Raw genomic sequence first — 21,680 nt, forward strand, 5'->3', positions numbered from 1 at the left:
GCCCTTTTTTCAGTGCGGCTTCGGCTCCGGCGGCATCGCGAAGCCGCGCGATAGGCCGTGGTAGAGTTTCTCGCGGCATACCCACTGGCTCGCCGCGTCCGCGATGAAGGCGGTGGCGAACATCGGCAGCATCAGCCCGCGGCTGGCGGTCGTCTCCGACAGGATGATGACCGCGGTCAGCGGGGCGCGCACGACGCCAGCAAAATAGGCCACCATGCCCAGGATCACGACCGCCGAGGTCGGACTCGCCGGAAACACTTCGCGCAGCAAATTGCCGACGCCCGCGCCAACCGCGAGCGACGGCGCGAAGATGCCGCCCGGCAGCCCCGCGACTGCGGTGGCGAGGGTGGCGAGGAACTTGGCCGGCCCGAACCACAAGGGCGCGTCGACGCCCACGATCATCGCGCGCGCCGCCGAATAACCGGTGCCCCAGGTCAACCCGGTCGCGACGCCGAGCGCCGCTACCACGATGCCGCATGCGCCGGCAAACACGATCGGATTGGCCTTGCTCCACCGCGTCAGCCCGTTGCCGCCGACCGCCAGCATCAGCATCAGTCGCGCGAACACCCCGCCCGACAGCCCGCCGACGATACCCGCGACCGGCACCACCAGCAGCGCGCTGGAAAGCGGCATGCTCGCGCCGATCACGCCGAAATAGACGTAATCGCCCTGCACCGACTGCGCGACCATGCCGGCGATGACGATCGCGGTCAGCACCAGCAAGGTGACTCGCTGCTCGTACGCACTCGCCAATTCCTCGATCGCGAACAGCAGGCCAGCTAGCGGGGTGTTGAAGGCGGCGGCGACGCCGGCAGCACCACTGGCGATCACGACGGGGGTGCGCAGCGGCACGCGCATGATCCGATGCGTGAAGCCCATGACGGCGGCGGCGAGTTGCACCGTCGGCCCCTCGCGCCCGACCGACGCGCCCGACATGACCGCGGCGATCGTCAACACGATCTTGGTCGCGGCGGTGCGGACCGAGATCAGCGAGCCGGTCGCTCGGTTCGGATCGTCCGCCGCCGCGATGACTTGAGGGATGCCCGACCCTCGCGCCAGCGGCGCGAAGCGGCGCGTGACCCACACCAGCGCGACAAAGGCGAGCGGTGTCGTGAGCAGCGACAGCCAGTGATAGCGGTGTGCGTAGCCGTTGAACCATCCGCCGGCCCAGTCGGCCGCTTCGGCGAACAGGATCGCGACCAGCCCAATCGCGATCGCCCCGGCCAGCACCGACACGCGGGTGCGGAACTGCACCGACTTCGGCCCGCGTGTCCTGAGCAGCGCGCGGTAACGCGATACCGTCCAGCGACGACGGGTGGCAGCGGCTGAGCGGCGGTCGAGCATGGCCCCGCTATAGCGCGGTTGGTCGCGAGTTCACCTGTTGTGCAAAGAAAAGCGGCGGCGAACGGGAGGGTGCCCGGTCGCCGCCATTCTCTTTCGTCTCGCCGTGTGCGCCGCGGCGAAGCCGCGTCGTCGGTCCTCGCTTTGGCGAGGCCGGCCGGGCCGCCTGAGTAAGCGCTCGCCGCAGCTTTTGCTACGGCGTCGCTTCAGGCGGCCTTCGCCCTGCTCGCGCGCTTGCGCTCGTTCGGGTCGAGGTGGCGCTTGCGCAGGCGGATGTTCTTGGGCGTGACCTCGACCATCTCATCGTCGTCGATGTAGGCGATCGCCTGCTCCAGCGTCATCTTCTTGGGCGGGGTCAGCCGGATCGCGTCGTCCTTGCCTCCGCTCGCGCGGAAGTTGGTCAGCTGCTTCGCCTTCATCGGATTGACCTCGAGGTCGTCCGTCTTGGCGTTCTCACCGATGATCATGCCCTCGTACAGCGCCTCGCCGTGGCCCACGAACAGCACGCCGCGGTCCTCGAGGGGCCCTAGCGCGTAGCCCTGCGCTTCGCCCGCGCCGTTGGAGATCAGCACGCCGTTCTTACGGCCCTCGATGGTGCCCTTGTGGGGTCCGTACTTCTCGAACAGGCGGTTCATGATGCCGGTGCCGCGCGTGTCCGACAGGAACTCGCCGTGGTAGCCGATCATGCCGCGGCTCGGCGCGGAGAAGGTGATGCGCGTCTTGCCACCGCCAGACGGGCGCATGTCGGTCATCTCGGCCTTGCGCAGGTTCATCTTCTCGACGACCGTGCCCGAATATTCCTCGTCCACGTCGATGATGACGGTCTCATACGGCTCGGTCTTCTTGCCCTGCTCGTCCTCGCCGAACAGCACGCGCGGGCGGCTGATGCCGAGCTCGAAGCCTTCGCGCCGCATCGTCTCGATCAGCACGCCGAGCTGGAGTTCGCCGCGGCCCGCCACCTCGTAGCTGTCGCGGTCGGCGGCCTCGGTCACCTTGACGGCCACGTTCGATTCCGCTTCGCGGAACAGGCGGTCGCGGATCATGCGGCTGGTGACCTTCGAGCCTTCACGCCCCGCCATCGGAGAGTCGTTGACAGCAAAGCGCATCGACAGCGTCGGCGGATCGATCGGCTGAGCATGAAGCGGCTCGGTGACCTGCGGGTCGGCGATGGTGTTCGACACGGTCGCAGTGGTCAGGCCGGCGAGACTGATGATGTCGCCCGCCTTCGCCTCGTCCACCGGCACGCGGTCGAGCCCGCGGAACGACAGGATCTTCGACGCGCGGCCCGTTTCGACGACGTTGCCGTCATTGTCGAGCGCGTGGATCGGCTGGTTGAGCTTGACGGTGCCCGAATTGACACGACCGGTCAGGATGCGGCCTAGGAAGTTGTCACGGTCGAGCAGCGTCACCAGGAAGGTGAACGGCACGTCCTCGACCTCGAGGTTCGGCGCGGGAACGTGGGACACGATCGTCTCAAACATCGGGATCAGCGTGCCCTCGCGCGCGTCCATGTCGGTCGAGGCGTAGCCGTTGCGGCCCGAGGCGTAGAGCACGGGAAAGTCGAGCTGCTCGTCATTCGCGTCGAGCGAGACGAACAGGTCGAACACCTCGTCCAGCACTTCCTGGATGCGCGCGTCGCTGCGGTCGACCTTGTTGACGACGACGATCGGCTTCAGGCCCAGCGCCAGCGCCTTGCCGGTCACGAACTTCGTCTGCGGCATTGCGCCTTCTGACGAATCGACCAGGAGGACGACGCCGTCGACCATCGACAGGATGCGCTCTACCTCGCCGCCGAAATCGGCGTGGCCCGGCGTGTCGACGATGTTGATGCGGATCGACTCGTCGCTGCCCGGCGGAGTCCAGTCGACCGAGGTCGGCTTGGCGAGAATGGTGATCCCGCGCTCCTTCTCGAGGTCGTTCGAATCCATCGCGCGCTCTTCGATGCGCTGGTTGTCGCGGAACGTGCCCGACTGGCGGAAGAGCTGATCGACGAGGGTGGTCTTGCCATGATCGACGTGCGCGATGATCGCGATATTGCGGAGGTTCATCATGTTTCCTGGATGGCCCGCGCTGGTCGCACAGGCGATTTCGGCCGCGCCCTTAGCCTATTTGTGCGCGCGCGAAAAGATGCGGCGAGACGGCGGGCACGTGCACCGCTGTTGCCCGGCGCTCAGCCGGTGTAGCGCCCCGCGGCCAGGACCTCACCCAATCGATCGAGCGTCAGCATCCGGCGGATCGCGGCGTGCTTGTCGGGCTGGCGATCGTACCAGCGCTGCCAGATGCGTTGCCCGATCCAGTAACCCGCCTCGCTCTTCCAGCCGGCAGGCGGATCGCCGGCATTGCCGACCCAGCGAAAGAGCGCGTCGCCGGCGGGCTTGCCGCGCGAAAGGTCACCTGACCCTTGCAGCGCGAGGTCGGCGTCGAAGCGCGACCATAGCATGCGCTCGTTCGCGAGTCCCCAGGCAGCACGCGCGGGATCGATCTGTTGTCCGGTGACGAGTGTCGCGATGAAGTCGGCCGCGCCCTCGACCAGCACGTTCTGCAGCAGCGCGTTGCCGTTCGCCGCCGCCAGCGCGACATCGGGATCGTGCTGCAACGCGTGCACCGTTTCGTGCGCGTAGAAGCTGCGCAGCGTGGCGCGGAGCGCGTCGGGCGTGGCGGAGATGCGGCATAGCACCTCAAGTCCTAGCACCTGCACGCCGGGTGCCGCGGTGCCGCCCGAATTATTTGCCCCCATGACGAGGAAGATGCGCGGCAGCGGCCGGTCGGGCAGCAGGCCGTGGAGGGCCAGATAGGTCGCGCGCAGCTCACCCTCAGTCTCGCGCACAATCGGCAGGCACACACGGAGTGCGCGATCGTAGCCGGCGCGGTCTGCGGCGACCGCCTTTGCGAGATGCGCCGCGCTCTCGATCCGGTCGGGGGTGAACACGCGCACGCCCTCGCTGCCCGGATCGAGGTAATCGCGCTGGAGGTCGACCGCGGTCGGCACACCGCCGGCGGCGTCGAAGATCGCGGCAAAGCGGTCGACGTCGCTCGTCTCGACAGTGGCGGTGAGCGGATCGACTCGCGGCACGGTGTTGGGGGCAGCGAGGGCGAGCAGGAGCGCGGCGATCATCGGAGGAGCGTGACATGATCCTCCGGCCGCGCACAAGTCGCGCGATTGCGGCGGCAGCGCTCGCGTCTTATAGTCACAACACACTTGATCGCGGGCGGCTTCGCGGTCAGGCTGACGAACGGCTCGCGCGGGTGCGGGCGAGAAGGATGGATACGATGGCGACGACGCCCGAAACGATGACGGCCGAGAAGGAGCTGGTGCTCACCCCGCCCGATCCCGTGCCGCAGGTCGCGCCCGCCAAGGCGGCGGGGCTGGTGCCGGTCGACCAGGGCACGCGAACCGAGCTGGAAACACGCGTCGACACCTTCGTCGAGCAGCTGATCGCGGAGGACGTGAACAGCCCCGAGTTCGGGCGTCGCGTCGATGCGATCACCAGCATGGGGCAGAAGGAAATCCGTGACGCCGCGGGTCAGTCAAACCGCTTCCTCGATCGTCCGGTGCGCGCGATGGACAAGGACGACGGCGTCGGCAAGGACCTGGCGCAGCTGCGCCGCGTGGTCGAGGACCTCGATCCCGGCAAGAAGGGTAACCTGACCGCGCCGCAGAAGCTGTTCGGAATCATCCCGTTCGGCAACAAGATGCGCAACTACTTCGACAGCTATAAATCCAGCCAGACGCATATCAGCTCGATCCTGAAGAGCCTGTCGTCGGGCAAGGACGAGTTGCTGATGGACAATGCCTCGATCGACACCGAGCGCGCGAACCTGTGGACCGCGATGGGGCGGCTGGAGCAGATGATCCATCTGTCGCAGACGATGGATGCGCGACTGGAGGACAAGGCCAACGAGCTCGACGTGACCGATCCGGCGAAGGCCAAGGCGATCCGCGAAACGGCGCTGTTCTACGCCCGGCAGCGGACCCAGGACCTGCTGACGCAGATGGCGGTGACGGTGCAGGGTTATCTGGCACTCGACCTGGTCAAGAAGAACAACGTCGAGCTCATCAAGGGCGTCGATCGCGCGTCCACCACCACGGTCGCGGCACTGCGCACTGCCGTAACGGTGGCGCAGGCGCTGACCAACCAGAAGCTGGTGCTGGAACAGATCACGCAACTGAACACCACAACGGCCAACATCATCGATTCGACCGGCAAGCTGCTGAAAAGCAACACTGCGCGCATCCACGAGCAGGCGGCGGCGTCGACGATCCCGCTGGAAACGCTGCAGCGTGCGTTCCAGAACATCTATGACACGATGGACGCGATCGATGACTTCAAGTTGAAGGCGCTCGACAGCATGAAGACGACGGTGACGACGCTGGGCAGCGAGGTCGAAAAGTCTAAGGGTTATATCGCGCGCGCCGAGGGGGCGGCGCAGAACCGCGTGTCGGGCCCCGCCGACCAGTTCAAGCTGGAGGCGCTGTGAGCGTACCGACGCGAACCGACGAGGCAATCGCCGACGCGCGTCGCGCGGTCGATCGCGTCCGCGGCGGGGGACATGGGGGCGGAGTGTTGCAGGTCGAGCGTCGCCCGGCCCGCGGTGGTCGTGGCGGCGTGAAGCAGCGCGCGACGCTGATCGCGCTCGCCAATGCGGCGATCCTGATCGCTGCGGGGCTGTTCGGCGGGATTGTCATGCCGCTGGGCATGTTCGGCGCGCTGGCGGTGATGATGCTGATGCTGGCGGTGACGCTGGCGATCGCGTTTGCGCCTGCGACGCCGGTGCCGACGCCGGAGCGGATCGCGCGAAGCGAGATCAAGGCGCTACCCGCCGCGACCGCGCGCTGGCTCGACGCACAACGCCCGGCACTTCCCGCGCCCGCGGTGCCGGTGATCGACCGGATCGGCGCGCGGCTCGACACGCTGGGCGGACAAATCGGCGCGCTCGACGACGATGCGTCCGCTGCGGCCGAGGTACGCCGGCTGGTCGGCGAGCAGCTGCCCGAGTTCGTGCGTGATTACCAGAAGGTGCCTGCGGGACTGCGCAGCACGCCGCGCAACGGCAAGACGCCCGATCAGCAACTGACCGACGGCTTGAGCGTGATTGAGCGCGAGCTGGGCGAGATGAGCGAGCAGCTGGCCCAGGGCGATCTGGACGCACTGGCAACGCGTGGCCGCTTCCTGGAGATCAAGTACCAGGGCGAGGCGTGATCCGCGACGGCTGATCGGTCGCAGCGGACGGCGGGATCATCCACGTCTGCCCGACCTCGGTCGTGCGGAAGCGGGCGAGCGGAATGTGCGCGCGTTCCAGCGCACGGTGTAGCTCGATGCGGGGTTGGTCGATCCCTTCCGAGGTCAGCTCGAACGTGCCCCAGTGGACGCCGAGTGCATAAGCCGCGCCAAGCTGTTCGAAGGCGGTGACCGCCTGGTCGGGGCCGATGTGGTTGCCCGTCTCGGTGCCGGTGAAATGGTAGGCGCCGATCGGCAGCAGCGCTAGCCGTACGGGGCCGTATCGCCTTGCCTCGATCGCCCAGCGCATGTCGCCCGGCCCGGTATCCCCCGCGAAATACAGGTTGCCGCTCGGCAAGGTCACGACGAACCCACTCCATAGCGCGCGGTCGTGGTCGCCGACACCGTGCCCGCTCCAGTGATGCGCGCGCGTGACGATCACGTCGATGCCGGGACGCAGCGCAACGCGCCCACCCCAATCGCGTGCCTCCGCCTTGATGTCATAGCGCGCGAGCAGTGCGTCATTGCGCAATCCCGTCACGATCAGCGGACGGTCGCGGTTCGACAGCGTATTGAGCGTACCCGTGTCGAGATGGTCGTAATGGTCGTGGCTGAGGAGCACGAGGTCGATCCGCGGCAGGTCGGCAAGGCGCACGCCCGGTTCGCGCACGCGCCGGGGACCGGCGAACTGGACCGGAGAGGACCGCTCTGCCCAGACCGGATCGGTCAGGATGTTGAGCCCCTGTGTCTGCACCAGTACGGTCGAATGGCCAATCCACGTCACCGCCATCGCCCCTCCTTCGACGCGCGCTGGCGGGCGCGTCGGCGTGACAAGCACGCGCGGCCAGTTGTGCGCGCGTGAGAACAGGCTTTCGATCAGGCCGACCGGCCCTTTCTTCGCGTCGCCGCCGCTGCCCTGCTGACCATCGGGGTTGAAGAAGCGACGGCCGTCGAAATGGTCGCTGTGCGGCAGGTCTCCAGGTGTGATCGCGGGAACGGAGCAGCCAGCGAGCAGGAGAAATGCGAGAAGGCGTCGGATCATCGTGGATGTGCGGCTCTAAAAGCGAAGTATCCTTGCTGCGTCACCGCTACCGGCGTGTCAAACCCGTCTCACCCGGTCGCCATGCCCCACAACAGATAGCCGTTCAGCCCGAGGATCACCGCTGCGATCCCCCAGGCGACCGCCGACAGCCAGCGCGGCGCGGTGAAGCTGCCCATGTAGCCGCGGTTCGCGGTGAGGGCGACGAGCGGGATCACCGCGAAGGGGAGCTGGAGCGACAGGATCACCTGACTCAGGACCAGCAACTCGCCCGCGCCCTTGTCGCCCGACGCGCCGACGACGAGCACCGCGGGCAGGATCGCGAGCGCGCGGGTGACCAGCCGCCTGAGCCACACCGGCAGCCGCAGGTCGAGGAAGCCTTCCATCACGATCTGCCCGGCGAGCGTGCCGGTGACGGTCGAGTTCTGCCCGCTCGCCAACAGCGCGATCGCGAACACCACACTGGCACCGCCGACGCCCAGCATCGGGGCGAGCAGCTCGTGCGCCTGCTCGATCTCCGCCACTTCGGTACGCCCTACCGTGTGGAAGGCGGCAGCGGCGAGGATCAGGATCGCGGCGTTGATGAAGAAGGCGAGCCCGAGCGCGACGGTCGAGTCGATCGTCGCGAGCGTCAGCGCGCGATGTCGCCCCGACTCCGCCTCGCCGTAGGCACGCGTCTGCACGATCGAGGAATGGAGATAGAGGTTGTGCGGCATCACGGTCGCACCCAGGATGCCGATTGCGATGTAGAGCGCGGCGGGGTTGGTCACGACCTCCGCCTGCGGGATCAGTCCGCCCGCCGCCGCGACCCAGTCGGGCCGCGCCCAGATCAGCTCGAGCCCGAAGCAGATCGCAATGATGATCAGCAGCGCGCCGATGAACGCCTCCAGCTGACGGAACCCGCGGCGTTGCAGCGCCAGGATGACGAACACGTCGAGTCCGGTCAGCACCACACCCCAGACCAGTGGCAGGCCGAACAGCAGCTTCAATGCGATCGCAGTGCCGAGCACCTCCGCCAGGTCGCAGGCGATGATCGCGATCTCGGCCAGCAGCCAAAGCACGATGTTCACCGGCCGCGAGGTGCGCGCGCGGCACGCCTGCGCCAGGTCGTGCCCTGCACCGATGCCGAGCCGCGCGGCAAGCGATTGCAGCACAATCGCCATCAGGTTGGAGCACAGCACGACCGAGAGCAGCAGGTAACCGAACGCCGATCCGCCCGCGATGTCGGTCGCCCAGTTGCCCGGGTCCATGTAGCCGACCGCGACGAGCCAGCCCGGCCCGACAAAGGCAAGCATGGTACGCCAGAAGCCCGCGTCCTTCGGCACCCGGATCGAGGCATAGCTGTCGGCCAGCGATCGGGCGGGCGGATGGGCAGGAGACGACATCGTCCCTGCCATGCGGGAGAAGCACGCCCGGTTCAACGCGATATCGGCGCTGCGGCGATGTGAGCGTTCGTTGCTGCATGAGGGAAGCGCGGCGACAAGCGCCGCTTCGGCCATTGCGCGTTCAGCCGCGCCGCCGCAAGGAGACGGACATGACCATGCTCCGCGCACGCACCGCCATCCTGACTGCCCTCACCGGCTCGCTCGCCCTTGCCGCGCCGGCGTTCGCCGCGCAGCCGATTAGCGGCCGTTACCTGACCGAGGACGGCGCCGCGCTGGTCGAGGTGGGGCCGTGCGGCGGCAAAACCTGCGGCCGGATCGTCCGGGTGCTGAAACATACGCCGGGTGCCGCCGCGACCGACGTCAACAACAAGGACAAGGCACTGCGCAGCCGCCCGATCATCGGCATGCCGGTGTTGTCCGAGTTTGCCGATGCGGGCGACGACTGGCGCGGACGCATCTACGACCCGCGCAACGGCAAGACGTACAAGTCGATCGTCAGCCGCAACGCCGACGGCTCGCTGAAGGTGCAGGGCTGCATCGCCTTCCTGTGCCAGACGCAGACGTGGCGTCCGGCGCGCTGAACCACAGCGGCTCCCGAAAACTTATCTCCGAAACCGTCAAGTTTACTGACTTTTCACGCCAATAAGGCACGGTTCCCGCCAAAGGGGATCATTCAATGCGTAAAATACGCGCACTGCTGCGCCATACAAAGGGTGCGGCATTGCCGATGCTGGCGGCGGGATTGCTGCCGGCGATCGGCGCGATCGGCTCTGCGATCGACATGGGGCGCGTGTACCTCGCCAAGTCGGCGTTGCAGGCCGGCGTCGATGCGGCGGCCTTGGCCGGCGCGCGCTCCTACGCGGTCACGGGCGACGTCCCCAATTCACGCGATGCGCAGGTCGCGGCGTATTTCTACGGCAACTTCCCGCGCGATTCGATGGGGTCTACCGGCCTTGTGCTGACGCCGACGTTCACCACGGTGAACAAGCGCAACCAGACCAACGTCACCGCCACCGTCAACATCCCAATGACGTTCATGCGCGCATTCGGCGTCGAGCAGCAGAAGATCTCCGCGGTCGCCACCGCCGAGATCCAGCCGCACCCGCTCGAGATCATGATGGTCCTCGACAACACGGGCTCGCTGAAAGCCGATCTGCCCGCGAGCAAGGGCAGCCCGTCCAAGACCCGCATCACCGCGTTGAAGGACGCGTCGAAGAGCTTCCTCGACATCCTCTACCAGGGCGCGGACAACCGCGACGATCTCGCGCTCGGGTTCGTGATGTACGACATCACCGCCAATGTCGGGAAGCTGCTGCCAAGCTCGATGGTGAGACAGCGCACCGGATTCAACGATATCCTCGCGAATCAACATGGTGCCGCCCTCGGTGCGCAAGCATTGCTGTGGAAGGGATGCGTGTTCGGCGATGCGACGGTTCGCGACCTTGGCAAGGACGTCAATGCGCGTGAGCCCGGTGCGTGGGACGTCGATCGGACGCTGCCGGGCGAAGGCGGGCATCCGCTGGTCGAACCCTATTTCGTCCCGCCATTCTACACGCCCAGGATGAGCAATCCCGGCACATTGTTCGGCGTCAATGTCGACTCGAGAGTAAGCGATCCGAAAAGCGACTATTACAAATTTTCCGGTGGAGAGGCCGACTATAACCTCTACAAATTACCGCAGGAATACGCCTCGGAGATGCTAAATACCGACTGGTACCGGGATAGTTTCGCGTCCAACCCATATCGCCGCTGGTTCTACGAATATTATCTTGGACTAAACAGTTTTCTTACGACATCAGATGACGATGTCATCACACGTGTCGGCGGCGGCTACTACAACCCTCTGCTGGTGTCGTGGGACTTCACGACTAATCGGGGAACGCCATTCGAGGTCCATTACGAGCGTATTCCGCGCTTCCAGGCTGACTGGAAAGATCCAGTTGTCTACAACGTCAACCCACAGGGTGGGTCAACCAACAACGGCAATGCCAACAAGACCGAGGTGCCCTCGCCTAACTGGCAATGCCCGGAGGAAGCCGAACCGGTCACCTATGGCCGCAGCAAGGCCTATTGGACCAACGTCGTCGAGAAGAAGAACGCGGCGATCTATCCGGCCAACGGCACGTTGCACCATGCCGGGCTGTTGTGGGGATATCGCCTGCTGGTGCGCGACGACGTGTTCAAGCGCACCAACCCGGTCAACGAGGATGCAAAACGCGCCCTCGTCTTCATGACCGATGGCGAGACCGCGCTCGGCACCGCGCCGAACGGTTATGCCAACCGTACCTGGACCTTTTACGGCAATTATGGCGATGCGCCGATTTCCAAGAACGTCGGCGATCTGACGCGGCAGTCGGAACTGCGCTTCTCCAAGACATGCAATTCGCTGCAGAAGGAGAAGAACCCGCCCAAGGTCTACATCGTTGCGTTGACAACCAACGACAAGAACACGCTCGACATGTTTGAGCAATGCGCGCCCGGTCACGTGTATCGCACCTCGGACGCCGCGACGCTGAAGGCCGCGTTCGAGGATATCGCGTCCGAACTCGTTGACCTGCACCTGGTGAAATGATGCCGCGCACCAACCTGCTGCGCTGCACGCGCGGCGTGACGATCGTGGAATTCGCACTGATCGCGCCGATGCTGCTGTTCGTGCTCTGCGCCGCGATCGAGATGGGGCACCTGATCTTCGCACGACAGATGCTGGAAGGCGCGCTGATCGAGGCGGCGCGCGCCGCAACCGCGAGCATGGAGACGGGCGAGAACGACCGCGCGACGATCATGCGCAAAAGCGTCGCCGACACGATGAAGCTGTTTCCGGCCGCAGCGGGCAAGTCGATCACGGTGACGACCACCGTCTTCGCCGACTTCGCCTCGGTCACGCCCGAGATCTACACCGATGCCAACAAGAACGGTAAATACGACCAGGGCGAATCGTTCGTCGACCGCAACAAGAACGGTAAATGGGACCCGAGCACGCCGAAGACCGGCGTCATGGGCGGAGCGGGCGATGTCGTCAGCTATACGGTGACCTACCCGAAGGCGGTCCTGTTCCAGATGGTCGGCAAGGCGATCGGCTATGGCGACGGAACCGAGCCTCTGTCCGCGACGACCGTCGTTCGCAACGAAGCATTGCGGCGCAACTCGTGAGCATGCGCATGCTCCGATCGTTCGCGCGCAATCGCCGCGGTGTCGCGTTTCTGGAGATGGCGCTTGGTCTGCCGCTATTCCTCGGCGTGACGCTGACCGCGATCGAGTTCGGCAATTACGTCATGGCGTCGAACCGCGTGCAGCGCATGGCGGGGATGATGAGCGACCTGGTCGCGCAGAGCGGCACCGGCGAGGTCGGGATCAGCGAGCGACAGGTGTACGACCTGTTCAACGCGCTCGACCTGACCGCGAAGCCCTATGATCTGCGCAACCACGGCCGCGTCGTCATCACCGGCGTGCAGGGCACCGGCAGGGACAATGACAAAACGATCGAGAACACCATCCTATGGCAACGCTTCGACGGCGCTTATACGCAGGCGGCCCCGCTGGTCGGCTGCGCACAGAAGGTCGATGTCGCGACGCTGCCCAACGCGCGGACGCTGTTGCGCGACGAGGTGCTGTTCCACGTCCAGGTAAGCTACGATTATCAGCCGATCTTCACGACCATCCCATTCGGCATGATGGACATGAAACCCGCGATCACCCGGTCGGTCATGTTCCGCGCGCGATCAAAGGACTTCACGACTCCCAATACCGACCCCAGCTTCCCGCCGAAGAACAATTGCGCGAGCGCGTCGGGATTGTGACCTCGCGCTCTCGCGCCTGAGGACTGACCACCGAAGGGTGGCATCTTTCGCCCGGCATCTCGGCATCTACCTGCCGCCACATGAGGCTACATGGCGTCGTGATCGAAACACGGCGCTTCGTCAACGCGAGCGCTTTAGACTTGAGCGCAGCCCCAAGCGCAATGGTATAGCGAGCACGGCACACCTACAGCGGATTAACTTGTCAGTAGTCTTCTAATCCCGTGTCACGAGATCGCAAAACAAGCTATATTGCCAAGTAGACGCTGGCGACTTGGTACTAAGGGACATGGCCTGTCGTTGATTGCTACTGCTTTGGCGTAGTGTAGCATTCCAAACCAACCTTTATGACTGGTACAGCACCCCAAAGTGTTTCGACGGGGGCGTCATGAAACAAGTTCAGTTCCAGCCAGGCGGCGGCGGCTGCCAGCCGTTCGAGTGGCGCAAGCCGGCCATGCCGGCGATAGCCCGCGTGGTCAAAACGGCGCGGCATCTGCTATCGGATCGGCGAGGCGCCACGATCGTGGAATTCGCGATCGTTTCTCCACTTCTGATCGCGCTTCTGTTCGGGCTGTTTGAAACGAGCCTCACCTTTTTCATTCAGGAGTCGCTGGAGACCGTTACCGAAAAGGCGCTTCGAACGTCAACGACCGCGAGTTACCCGTCGGATGATGAAGGACGGGGGCGCTTCTTGAAAGATGTGTGCCAACATCTGCCGCCGTACATGAAGTGCGCCAACCTTCGGTACGATGTGGCGTCCTACTCGAATTCCTCGCAGACGAAGCAGCAAACAGCGTCGGAACAGCCGGTAGAAGGTCGCTTCAAGATCGGCGGTCCTGGCGACATCATCATCTTGAAACTCGTCTATCAGTGGCCCTTGAACCTCAGTCCCCTGAGCGTGATCGTCCGGGGGACCAAGTCAGCAAGTGGCTCGCTGCTCATCGCCACACGGGTGGGCAAGTCAGAGTTGCCGCGCACATGAGACGTCAATGTCTCAAGCTCGTGCATCGGCTCACCCGGCTGCGCCTGGCCTTGCGAGAGCGCCGCGCCGTGGCGATGGTCGAGTTCGCACTGGTTCTTCCTGTCATTCTGCTCCTGTATGTCTCCAGTGTTGAACTGACGAATGCGATGGCGTGCCAGCGCAAGATCGGAGCGGCGACTCGCTTCGTTGCAGATCTCGTCTCCCAGACAATTGCGACAGACCCGGGAGAACTTGACAACATTCTACAGTCGTCGAAGTTGATCGTGTCGCCATACCGCGCCGACGCGCTGTCGATGACGGTGACCGCGATCCAGTTTAGCGAAAATGGTTCGGCGGCAGTCGTGTGGAGCAAGGCGATCAACGCCCAATCGCGCGCCAGCGGCAGTCCGATCACCGTCCCGGCCGATCTAGCCGAGAAGGGGCGTTTCCTGATCTATGCCGACGCATCATACGTATTGCGCCCGGCGACACCATTCGGGTTGTCGATGCCGATCACTCTCTCGGACCGAATTTATATGAGCCCGCGGGTGTCGAAAGTCATCGCGTGCCAAGGTTGCCCCTGAGTGGAACACCCAAGCAACTCGCATCCTGACGCTCGGCGGCGGAAAACGTTGTTTGGCGCGAGGGACGGAAGTGTCCTCGTGTTGTTCGCGCTCGTGCTCACGTTGCTGCTCACGACGATCGGCATCGGGGTTGATTACGTGCGCGCGAAACGCGTGCAAACGAAACTCACATCGCTTGCCGATGCTGCCGCGTTGATGGCCGTCTCGCGCGAGGGGATGGGCCTCAGCGCAGCAGAAGCATCGACCCGGGCGCGCAGACTGCTCGTATCCCAGGCCAAATACCTCGAGGATCATGGCCTTGTCGTAGATTGGAGCGCTCCTGAAGGTCTTGATATACGCGTCACCGAAATGGCGGGACAAAGTCTTGGGCGTGAAGTCGAGGTCAAGTTCGCCGGGTACAATCGAAACCTGTTTGCATCGCTCGTAGGAGCAGAGCGCTTCTACGTCTCGGGGACTATCAAGGCGTCGACTTCGGCTGCGCCAAAGACAGACTTCTACATGTTGATCGACACGTCGCCCTCGATGCTGATTGCATCAACAGAGGGGGACATCGCTCGCTTACGTGCCGCAACCAATGGCTGTGCGTTCGCCTGCCACGAAACGAGCAACCCTCGCAGCAATCTCGACATCGCGAGGTCGCAGAACATCACCCTTCGCTACGACGTCGTGATCGAAGCCGTTCAACGATTGATGGGCATAGCCAAAGATGCCTCGAAGGACTCGGGCACGACGTACCGGGCCGGCATCTACAGTTTCGACTATACATTCCGGCGCATCTGGCCGCAATATGCCCAGCTCGATAACGCCTGGGTCGATCCCGACCTCGATCAGGTGAAGGCCCACGTTGCCGATGCGAAGCCGCTCGCTTATTGCACAGGCTATGGACGCCTTTGCGACGTCGACGACGACAGTCAGGCCACCAACTTCACCGCGGCGATGAACGGGTTGAACGCAGCCATTCCAGCTCCTGGAGAAGGAACGAACAATGCGAGCGACCGGCCACGAGCGGTAGCGATGCTCATCACCGATGGGATGCGCGACGAGGTGAGCGGCACAAATGGACGCACGATGGGGCCGATCCCGGTGGAATTATGCGACAAGATCAAGGCCCGCGGTATTCTGCTGGCCGTTCTTTACACGGCGTATCTGCCCGAATCGGCGACAGGCGACTGGGCTATCACGCGTGTCCGCGACCCGTTCCTGACACCTAAAGACGTCATCAGTCCGGCACTGACGGCTTGTGCCTCCCCCGGGCTGTTCCATGAAGTGAAAGTGCATGACGATCTCGCATCGTCGGCATCCCAGCTATTTCAGCGCGCTCTGAAAACGGCGCGGCTGGTTAATTAAAGACTGACGTATCAGAGAAGCAAGCGAGCTCTTCCGACTAAACGTCACGCCTGACTCAGACGTATTTTTAGTGTGTTATAAGAATGACTGCTGTCGGAAATAGGTGTTCAAACCTCTAAGCTTGGTTCCCAATAGTTTTCCTCGTAACCGACTCGCCTGGCCGCCCATACAGTGCCGCACGATCGTACCCTGCACTTTGATGCGTTATACAACTCCCGACTTCGCGCTGCCGAACGCACTTTCGGCATTTTAGATCTTGGCAAGAATGACAACACAGCGGCGAGCGTAGACCTCTTCGTCAGGGCCGGCATGGACCCGATTGCGGTCGCTCACGCCTCTATTCGCCTTTTCAGCAACCAACCGGTTATTACTGAGCACGAGACACATCGCTCAATGGTTACGGCCTCGACCTCAATGGATAGCGAGAGTTCTGGCAATGGCAGCCTTGCCACGCATCGCGCATTCCACATTGTCCTGCAGCTCGCTGGCCAACGCCTGCGTGATCTCACGAGCATGAGGCAACGCGTCACCAAGGGCCGCCAACACCTTGAAGGTGCGTATCGCAACCTCTTCTTCACCCGCACCTTCGCGCACGATCGGGGCAAAACCTGCGCGAACCAGCTCTTCGATGGAGGGACGGGGCACGTAGACCGGCGGCAGATCACCGATCGTTTTGGCTGCGTCCGCAGGCAGTTCGCTCAACGTGCGCAGCAGGGCATTCAAGACCTCGATCGCGGTGCCTGGGTCGTTGGTCGCCGGTGCAAGCGCGCGCCCCGCGATCTCCCCCAGAGCAACAAGGCCAAGCCGGGGGTCATGATCAAAGTCGCGGTGCCGCTCGATCGTGAACGCCCCAGCGAGTTCGCGATCGTATTGGTTGTCGCTTCCGACCACGTGAAATAACGCACGTCCTTTGTGCACCAACGTACCCGGGATGGCCGCGACATGAACGGCGATGCCATGGCGCTGTGACCATGACGACAGATGACCGACGTCGATGTGCGTCACGTAACCGATTGTCTCGGACAAGACCGGTCGCGCGTCGGCAGGAAGCGGCTCCGCTGGCCTGCCGCCACCATGAGGGTCTTTCGCGAAGACCAGCATCGCCGAACGCGCGGCATCCTCTACCCGGTCGATCACGTCCGACATACGTCCGAACGCGGCCAAATGCGCGATCCAGCGCAGCAAGGTCACCACAACCAACGCGACAAGGAACACGGTGGCAATCAGCAGCAGCACACGCCCTTGTCCGCCATATAACCGCGTCTGCAGCCCGATAATGCCGACGATGGCGAAGATGAACGCCCCCAGAAACGTCGACAGCGCGTTCTGCGACATGCGATCGGAGATGAGCAATTGCGTTGCTCGGGGCGTCGCCAGCTGGGTGGCGGACGAATATGCGCTGACCATCGCCGTCAGCGAGAAGGTGGTAACCGCCAGCATCGACGAGGCGATGATCTCCAGCACCGTGCCGACCGCGTCCTGGCCGATGTCGCCGGTAAAATGATAAGGCACCGCGCGTGCGACGATGCCGGCAAAGGCGGCAACAATCACGCTGGCTGCACTGATGAGCGCGGCACGGAACCAGATTTTCCGAGCGACACGACGGACGAGCCAAACGACGCGAGCTTGGGAAATCATCCCGACTTTTGCTCCCTTTTCCTGCCGCATGTCACCTTAGCAGGCTCCGCTTGAAGCCGCGGGGCCGCAAAGGCTACAGCCCAAGTGGATGGGTGGGTTCGGCTGGCTTGCATGACCAGCCGCTCGTCCAACAGGTTCTGTTCTTGCCATGTTCAAACTATCCGAGCGGAAGATGGCCGATCAACGCAAATCCATGAAAACCGCGAGTGCGTTACGCGTGGTGTCGGCGAAACGGTCGTAGACCAGCCGCGCGATGGCGGCGATGCCGGGCTGGCGGTCACGCCCCCCGCGCGCGAAGATCGCGATTGCGACGCGGTGGCCGTCTGGCATGGTGATGAACCCGACGTCGTTGGTGACGCCGTCAAGCGTGCCGGTCTTGTCCTCGACCGTAGTGCCCGGCGGCAGCAGCGCCCGGATGCGGCGCGTGCCCGTCGAACAACGGCGCATAAGACCAAACAGGAACCCGCTGCTGCGCGCTGTCAGTACCGTGGCATCCTCTAGCCTGCTCAACAGCGCAACCATCGCAATCGGCGTCGCGACATCCTTCACATCGGCCAGGTGACCGCGTTCACGCAGCAGCTGCGCAATGGTCCGGTCGACGCGAATGCCGGCAAAACCGTGCGCGTCCAGCCATTGTTGAACGACACCCGGCCCACCCACAGCGGCGAGAAGCTGATCGGCCGCCTGATTATCGCTTCGCACGATCATCAGCTCCATGACGCCGCTCGCCGGACGCCCGGCGACATGGTCGTCGAGGCTGCGGCGGCCCGCATCGACATCCGCCAAGAAGACGGCGGCGATCGCGAGCTTGACGGTACTTGCCATCGCGAAGGCAATGTCGCCGTTCACCGCAACACTTGCCCCATCGCGAAGATCGAGCGCGGCGACGCCATATTCGCCCGATCGGCCGCCCACCAACGTCCTGAGCTCGTTCTCCAGCGTGACGAGATCGGACGAGGTAGCCATCGCCGGCGTCGACAAAAGGCCGATGCCCACGCCAGCAAGGAGGAATCGGAACGGCAAGATGATGCGCATGATCGGCTTGGCTCTACGGTCTCGGCGGACGCCAGACAAATCGGCGCTCGCACGTCTATACCGGGGTCGGGCCCGCACACGATAGACACTTCAGGCCGACGCCGTCATGTGGGAACGTAGGCGGAGGGCGATCACATGAACGTGAACAGGCGAACGTTGCTGGGCGTCACTGCCGGACTCGCAGCCGCAGGCCGATCGGACATGGCGGGCGCATGGACGAGTCCAAACTGGCACGCGCTCGCCAATGACGTCAGAACGCAGATGGCGTGGGCCTGGGATCATTACCGGCAGCGCGCCTGGGGCAAGGACGAAATCAAGCCGGTCAGCGGCACCTTTTCCAGCTTTCCGCTCAAGACGCGTCATCTGGGTCTCAGCCTGATCGAGGCGCTGGACACGCTGTGGCTAATGGGCCTGGACACGCAATTCCAGGACGGTGTGGATTGGGTAAAAACCAGCTTCGACCCGAACGTCGATGGCGAGGTGTCGGTGTTCGAGACGTCGATCCGGCTTGTCGGCGGTTTGCTGTCCGCGCATCTGGCCTGCGGCGATGCCGTCCTTCTCGCCAAGGCACGCGATCTCGCGGACCGGCTGCTGCCAGCGTTCGCAACGCCGACCGGAATGCCGTACCGCTTCGTCAACCTGAAGACCGGCTCGGTGCGCGAACCCGTCACCAGCCCCGCGGACATCGCCACCTACCTACCTGAATGGGGTACGCTGAGTCGCCTGACCGGCGACCCGAGATACGCCGCCGCGGCCCGCCGGGCGATCGTGGCGGTGTTCGATCGCCGATCACGGCTAGATCTGGTGGCGACGAAGATCGACGTGCTGACCGGAGAATGGCAGTCGCGTACCGCGACCGTCGGGTCCTATTGCGACAGCTTCTTCGAATATTTGTGGGATAGCTGGCAGCTGTTCGGCGATGCCGATTGCAAGCGCATGTACGACGTGTGCACCGCCGCCATTCTGAAGCACCAGCAGGTCTGGAAGGATGGCAACTTCTGGATCGCCGATGTCGATTTCGAGACTGGCGCGATTGTAAGCACGGAGCAGGACGAACTCGCCTCCTTCTACGGTGGCTTGCTTGCGCAGGGTGGCGCCATTCAGCAAGGCGCTGCGTATACCGAAAGCTGGGCCAAGGTGCAGGCTCGATACGGGGTTCTGCCCGAAGGCTACGACTATGCGGCCTCGAAGCCGACGCAGGTCACCAACGCCTTGCGTCCCGAGCTGATCGACGCAGCGTTCAATCTGTGGCTCATCAATCGTGATCCACGTTGGCGTGAGATCGGGCGCCTGCATTTCGAAGCGATGAAGCGGTGGAACAAGGCGCAATTCGGCTACACCGACCTTGCCGACGTGACCGCCTCGCCCAAGCGTCAGGCAGATCACTGTCCGGGTTATTGGTGGTCCGAGCAAATGAAATATTATTATCTGATGTTCTCGGACACGGTGCGATTCGACTATCACGACAATTACCTGTCGACCGAGGGTAACGTGCTGAAAGGCTTCAAACGCGAGCTTGGTTGACGTTTGTTTGAGTGAGCAATCACGCAGCACGCGCTCAAAGCGCGTGCTGCGGCTGATGCGCAGGCCGTCGGTGGTGATCGATCGGGCCGAGTCGGGGTGCTTCATTGCCTTCGTCGCGAAAGCGAGCGCCGCACCCTTGTCGCGCGTTTTGGCGACATAGCTCTCCGGCACCTCGCCCTCGCGGTCGACCGCTCGTCACGGACAGACCTTTCCGCCGTTCAGCTTCGCGCCCTTCGCGTCCAGGTGCCAGCGCCAGCGACGACAACCACGCATGCGGCTGATCCGCTGGCGCCGGATGTCACCTGCGAACAACGAACTGAACTTGTTGCGCCACGGCCGTACCGTCTCATGGCAGATGTCGATCCCACACTCAAACAGCAGGTCCTGTATGTTGCTCAGGCTCGGCGGACAGCGCATGTACATGAGCACGGCCAGCCGAATCTCCGCAGATGATGAGTTGACGTAGCGCAACGGCGAAGCTGGTTTGCGACCACGGAGCATGCCGTTGCCCGACCCGCCCAGTTACTAGTGGGTGCGTCTGGTGGGACGATGCCTCCATTGTGTGTTCATCCCTCGTACTTGGACGAGGCGAGCTCGGCGATGATCTTCTGCGCCTCGGCGAATGCCATGTTCGCCGCCGGCACGCTGGCATCAAATCGCGGCCTGCATCAGCACTTCCTTCAGTTCGTCCTGCATGAACCCGCCCTGCGACAGCCCGACGCGGACGTGCAGCGCGAACTCCTCCCAGCGCCAGCGCACTGGTGATCGTCAGCACGATCAACGGACGCGTGCGATCGTCCAGCGGCACCCCCGCCACCGCCGCCCGCACGACGCCCACGTCCGCTATTACCGCGGCGACATCGTCCGCCGGTATCGCAAGGTGGTAGTCCTCCACCGGCGTGTCCGACCCGCCATGCTCGCGCGTCGATCCTGAGCAATCGGAACGCAGGGATCAACAACGGCACCGCCGCATCCCACAGCGCCGTATCGGTGCCGGTCGAGTTGAGCAGCACCAGCACAGGCCGCTCCACCGCGCTGTCCAGCCGCACACCGCTACGCGTCGTGAATGCCATGCCGTCAGTCCATCGTCTCCAGCAGCGCCGCGATAATAGCTCCGCTCTCGCCGATGTCGCCCATTCCGCATCGTGTAGGTTGCGCGTGATCGCGTCCTCATCGATCTCCAGCCCTTTGGTCACCTCCGCCAGCGCCACCGCGCTGCCCGAGGCGAGCAGGAACAGTTCCGCCAGCACCGGTGCCTCCACCTGCCAGCCGCCCAGCCCGCGCTCCTGCTCCTACGCCTGCGGCAATCGCGCCAGTGCGATCGTGGAGGAGACCGCCGCCTGATGCGCTGTCCTCTGCCGAGCTTCGGCTGCGCTCGGGGGCACTCACGGACGCGCCGGTGCCGCGCGTCAGCTTGGCGCTACTGCGCATCGCGCTCGCCTGAGCGCCGCGGGCGCGTGTCCGGGCAGCCTGTCGCTTGAGACGACGCGCACGCCTGACCAGCTTGCATGCGAAGCACCCAGCACACATCCGCAGTCAGCCCGCATGCGGCTGACACGCAAGCGGCAGGGCTGCGTGCATGCTTAGAGGTGAGATGAAGCTGCTAGCCCGCGTGGCACGCGGAAGCTGCAGAAACGACGCGCTATGAGCGCAGCGTGGCGGAGCGGGAGGGATTCGAACCCTCGATACGGTTTTGCCGTATACTCACTTTCCAGGCGAGCGCCTTCGACCACTCGGCCACCGCTCCGCATATCGCTGGGTGGTGTCGCCTACCGGGCGGCGCGCGGTTGTGCAAGCTGTTGCGTGCTCTGGG

General features: G+C 64.2%; 19 protein-coding genes, 1 tRNA gene and 1 pseudogene. 11 read left to right on the plus strand and 10 right to left on the minus strand.

The genetic code is table 11. The features are described from left to right. Positions 1 to 9: 9 nt before the first annotated feature. From SMN802W_RS0107355 to SMN802W_RS16630, 3 genes are all read right to left on the minus strand, one after another. Positions 10 to 1,344, minus strand: a complete 1,335-nt coding sequence (locus SMN802W_RS0107355) for a chloride channel protein (protein WP_019516261.1) — start codon at positions 1,342 to 1,344, stop codon at positions 10 to 12. 203 nt (positions 1,345 to 1,547) lie between these two features. After that, the gene (gene typA / locus SMN802W_RS0107360) at positions 1,548 to 3,389 is read right to left on the minus strand and encodes a translational GTPase TypA (protein WP_026325868.1); all 1,842 of its coding nucleotides are present in this window, start codon (positions 3,387 to 3,389) and stop codon (positions 1,548 to 1,550) included. A gap of 122 nt (positions 3,390 to 3,511) precedes the next feature. Beyond that, on the minus strand, positions 3,512 to 4,456 hold the full coding sequence (locus SMN802W_RS16630; protein ID WP_019516263.1) for a hypothetical protein: 945 nt from the start codon (positions 4,454 to 4,456) through the stop codon (positions 3,512 to 3,514). Positions 4,457 to 4,611: 155 nt separating this feature from the next. Between SMN802W_RS16630 and SMN802W_RS0107370 the strand changes: the two genes are divergently transcribed. Together SMN802W_RS0107370 and SMN802W_RS0107375 are read left to right on the plus strand one after the other, a co-directional pair. Further along, a complete protein-coding gene (locus SMN802W_RS0107370) occupies positions 4,612 to 5,820 on the plus strand; it encodes a toxic anion resistance protein (RefSeq protein WP_019516264.1) in 1,209 nt (402 codons plus the stop codon). After that, positions 5,817 to 6,542: a hypothetical protein gene (locus SMN802W_RS0107375; protein ID WP_019516265.1), complete on the plus strand. Its 726-nt coding sequence runs from the start codon at positions 5,817 to 5,819 to the stop codon at positions 6,540 to 6,542. The genes SMN802W_RS0107370 and SMN802W_RS0107375 overlap by 4 nt, the downstream gene beginning before the upstream one ends. Here SMN802W_RS0107375 and SMN802W_RS0107380 read toward each other — a convergent pair. Next, positions 6,520 to 7,602, minus strand: a complete 1,083-nt coding sequence (locus SMN802W_RS0107380) for an MBL fold metallo-hydrolase (protein ID WP_019516266.1) — start codon at positions 7,600 to 7,602, stop codon at positions 6,520 to 6,522. The genes SMN802W_RS0107375 and SMN802W_RS0107380 overlap by 23 nt on opposite strands. Before the next feature lie 68 nt (positions 7,603 to 7,670). After that, a complete protein-coding gene (locus SMN802W_RS0107385; protein ID WP_026325869.1) occupies positions 7,671 to 8,984 on the minus strand; it encodes an Nramp family divalent metal transporter in 1,314 nt (437 codons plus the stop codon). Positions 8,985 to 9,133: 149 nt separating this feature from the next. Between SMN802W_RS0107385 and SMN802W_RS0107390 the strand changes: the two genes are divergently transcribed. The 7 genes from SMN802W_RS0107390 (at position 9,134) to SMN802W_RS0107420 (ending at position 15,670) form a co-directional block, all read left to right on the plus strand. Beyond that, on the plus strand, positions 9,134 to 9,565 hold the full coding sequence (locus tag SMN802W_RS0107390) for a DUF2147 domain-containing protein (RefSeq protein WP_026325870.1): 432 nt from the start codon (positions 9,134 to 9,136) through the stop codon (positions 9,563 to 9,565). Between the two features lie 95 nt (positions 9,566 to 9,660). Further along, positions 9,661 to 11,556: a TadE/TadG family type IV pilus assembly protein gene (locus SMN802W_RS0107395; protein ID WP_019516269.1), complete on the plus strand. Its 1,896-nt coding sequence runs from the start codon at positions 9,661 to 9,663 to the stop codon at positions 11,554 to 11,556. Next, positions 11,556 to 12,134 (plus strand): TadE/TadG family type IV pilus assembly protein, encoded by a 579-nt coding sequence (locus tag SMN802W_RS0107400; RefSeq protein ID WP_238560138.1) that lies wholly within the window; start codon positions 11,556 to 11,558, stop codon positions 12,132 to 12,134. The genes SMN802W_RS0107395 and SMN802W_RS0107400 overlap by 1 nt, the downstream gene beginning before the upstream one ends. An 8-nt stretch (positions 12,135 to 12,142) precedes the next feature. Continuing rightward, positions 12,143 to 12,781 (plus strand): TadE/TadG family type IV pilus assembly protein, encoded by a 639-nt coding sequence (locus tag SMN802W_RS0107405; protein ID WP_238560139.1) that lies wholly within the window; start codon positions 12,143 to 12,145, stop codon positions 12,779 to 12,781. Positions 12,782 to 13,166: 385 nt separating this feature from the next. Beyond that, positions 13,167 to 13,760 carry a TadE/TadG family type IV pilus assembly protein gene (locus SMN802W_RS0107410; RefSeq protein WP_019516272.1) on the plus strand — a complete coding sequence of 198 codons (594 nt, stop codon included), beginning with the start codon at positions 13,167 to 13,169 and terminating at the stop codon, positions 13,758 to 13,760. Between the two features lie 20 nt (positions 13,761 to 13,780). Further along, entirely contained in the window at positions 13,781 to 14,323 is a 543-nt protein-coding gene (locus SMN802W_RS0107415) for a TadE/TadG family type IV pilus assembly protein (RefSeq protein WP_162140006.1), read from the plus strand. A 78-nt stretch (positions 14,324 to 14,401) separates the two neighbouring features. Further along, positions 14,402 to 15,670, plus strand: coding sequence for a pilus assembly protein TadG-related protein (locus SMN802W_RS0107420; RefSeq protein WP_019516274.1), 1,269 nt, complete (start codon positions 14,402 to 14,404; stop codon positions 15,668 to 15,670). A gap of 411 nt (positions 15,671 to 16,081) precedes the next feature. Here the strand turns inward: SMN802W_RS0107420 and SMN802W_RS0107425 are convergent, their stop codons facing one another. Beyond that, a complete protein-coding gene (locus SMN802W_RS0107425; protein ID WP_156818773.1) occupies positions 16,082 to 17,338 on the minus strand; it encodes a DUF2254 domain-containing protein in 1,257 nt (418 codons plus the stop codon). Between the two features lie 150 nt (positions 17,339 to 17,488). After that, positions 17,489 to 18,274 carry a serine hydrolase gene (locus SMN802W_RS0107430; RefSeq protein WP_037523612.1) on the minus strand — a complete coding sequence of 262 codons (786 nt, stop codon included), beginning with the start codon at positions 18,272 to 18,274 and terminating at the stop codon, positions 17,489 to 17,491. A gap of 204 nt (positions 18,275 to 18,478) precedes the next feature. On the opposite strand from SMN802W_RS0107430, the gene SMN802W_RS0107435 reads away from it, so the two are divergent. Continuing rightward, on the plus strand, positions 18,479 to 19,867 hold the full coding sequence (locus SMN802W_RS0107435) for a glycoside hydrolase family 47 protein (RefSeq protein WP_026325872.1): 1,389 nt from the start codon (positions 18,479 to 18,481) through the stop codon (positions 19,865 to 19,867). A gap of 54 nt (positions 19,868 to 19,921) precedes the next feature. Here the strand turns inward: SMN802W_RS0107435 and SMN802W_RS18900 are convergent. Next, positions 19,922 to 20,050: pseudogene (locus SMN802W_RS18900) on the minus strand (IS6 family transposase); the annotation flags it as partial. A gap of 12 nt (positions 20,051 to 20,062) precedes the next feature. After that, positions 20,063 to 20,338 (minus strand): transposase, encoded by a 276-nt coding sequence (locus tag SMN802W_RS17555; RefSeq protein ID WP_156818774.1) that lies wholly within the window; start codon positions 20,336 to 20,338, stop codon positions 20,063 to 20,065. A gap of 687 nt (positions 20,339 to 21,025) precedes the next feature. Here SMN802W_RS17555 and SMN802W_RS18205 point away from each other — a divergent pair. After that, the gene (locus SMN802W_RS18205; protein WP_156818775.1) at positions 21,026 to 21,211 is read left to right on the plus strand and encodes a hypothetical protein; all 186 of its coding nucleotides are present in this window, start codon (positions 21,026 to 21,028) and stop codon (positions 21,209 to 21,211) included. A 312-nt stretch (positions 21,212 to 21,523) separates the two neighbouring features. Here the strand turns inward: SMN802W_RS18205 and SMN802W_RS0107455 are convergent. Next, a tRNA-Ser gene (locus SMN802W_RS0107455) sits at positions 21,524 to 21,614 on the minus strand. Positions 21,615 to 21,680: the final 66 nt, after the last annotated feature.

The organism is Sphingomonas sp. Mn802worker (genome assembly GCF_000382485.1).
GTDB lineage: Bacteria > Pseudomonadota > Alphaproteobacteria > Sphingomonadales > Sphingomonadaceae > Sphingomonas.

Bases quoted from the DNA above. Each gene is read 5' to 3' on its own strand.
- SMN802W_RS0107355 (WP_019516261.1), bottom strand. From the start codon at position 1,344: ATGCTCGACCGCCGCTCAGCCGCTGCCACCCGTCGTCGCTGGACGGTA.
- typA (WP_026325868.1), bottom strand. From the start codon at position 3,389: ATGAACCTCCGCAATATCGCGATCATCGCGCACGTCGATCATGGCAAG.
- SMN802W_RS16630 (WP_019516263.1), bottom strand. From the start codon at position 4,456: ATGATCGCCGCGCTCCTGCTCGCCCTCGCTGCCCCCAACACCGTGCCG.
- SMN802W_RS0107370 (WP_019516264.1), top strand. From the start codon at position 4,612: ATGGCGACGACGCCCGAAACGATGACGGCCGAGAAGGAGCTGGTGCTC.
- SMN802W_RS0107380 (WP_019516266.1), bottom strand. From the start codon at position 7,602: ATGATCCGACGCCTTCTCGCATTTCTCCTGCTCGCTGGCTGCTCCGTT.
- SMN802W_RS0107385 (WP_026325869.1), bottom strand. From the start codon at position 8,984: ATGTCGTCTCCTGCCCATCCGCCCGCCCGATCGCTGGCCGACAGCTAT.
- SMN802W_RS0107390 (WP_026325870.1), top strand. From the start codon at position 9,134: ATGACCATGCTCCGCGCACGCACCGCCATCCTGACTGCCCTCACCGGC.
- SMN802W_RS0107395 (WP_019516269.1), top strand. From the start codon at position 9,661: ATGCGTAAAATACGCGCACTGCTGCGCCATACAAAGGGTGCGGCATTG.
- SMN802W_RS0107400 (WP_238560138.1), top strand. From the start codon at position 11,556: ATGCCGCGCACCAACCTGCTGCGCTGCACGCGCGGCGTGACGATCGTG.
- SMN802W_RS0107405 (WP_238560139.1), top strand. From the start codon at position 12,143: ATGCTCCGATCGTTCGCGCGCAATCGCCGCGGTGTCGCGTTTCTGGAG.
- SMN802W_RS0107410 (WP_019516272.1), top strand. From the start codon at position 13,167: ATGAAACAAGTTCAGTTCCAGCCAGGCGGCGGCGGCTGCCAGCCGTTC.
- SMN802W_RS0107425 (WP_156818773.1), bottom strand. From the start codon at position 17,338: ATGCGGCAGGAAAAGGGAGCAAAAGTCGGGATGATTTCCCAAGCTCGC.
- SMN802W_RS0107430 (WP_037523612.1), bottom strand. From the start codon at position 18,274: ATGGCTACCTCGTCCGATCTCGTCACGCTGGAGAACGAGCTCAGGACG.
- SMN802W_RS0107435 (WP_026325872.1), top strand. From the start codon at position 18,479: ATGAACGTGAACAGGCGAACGTTGCTGGGCGTCACTGCCGGACTCGCA.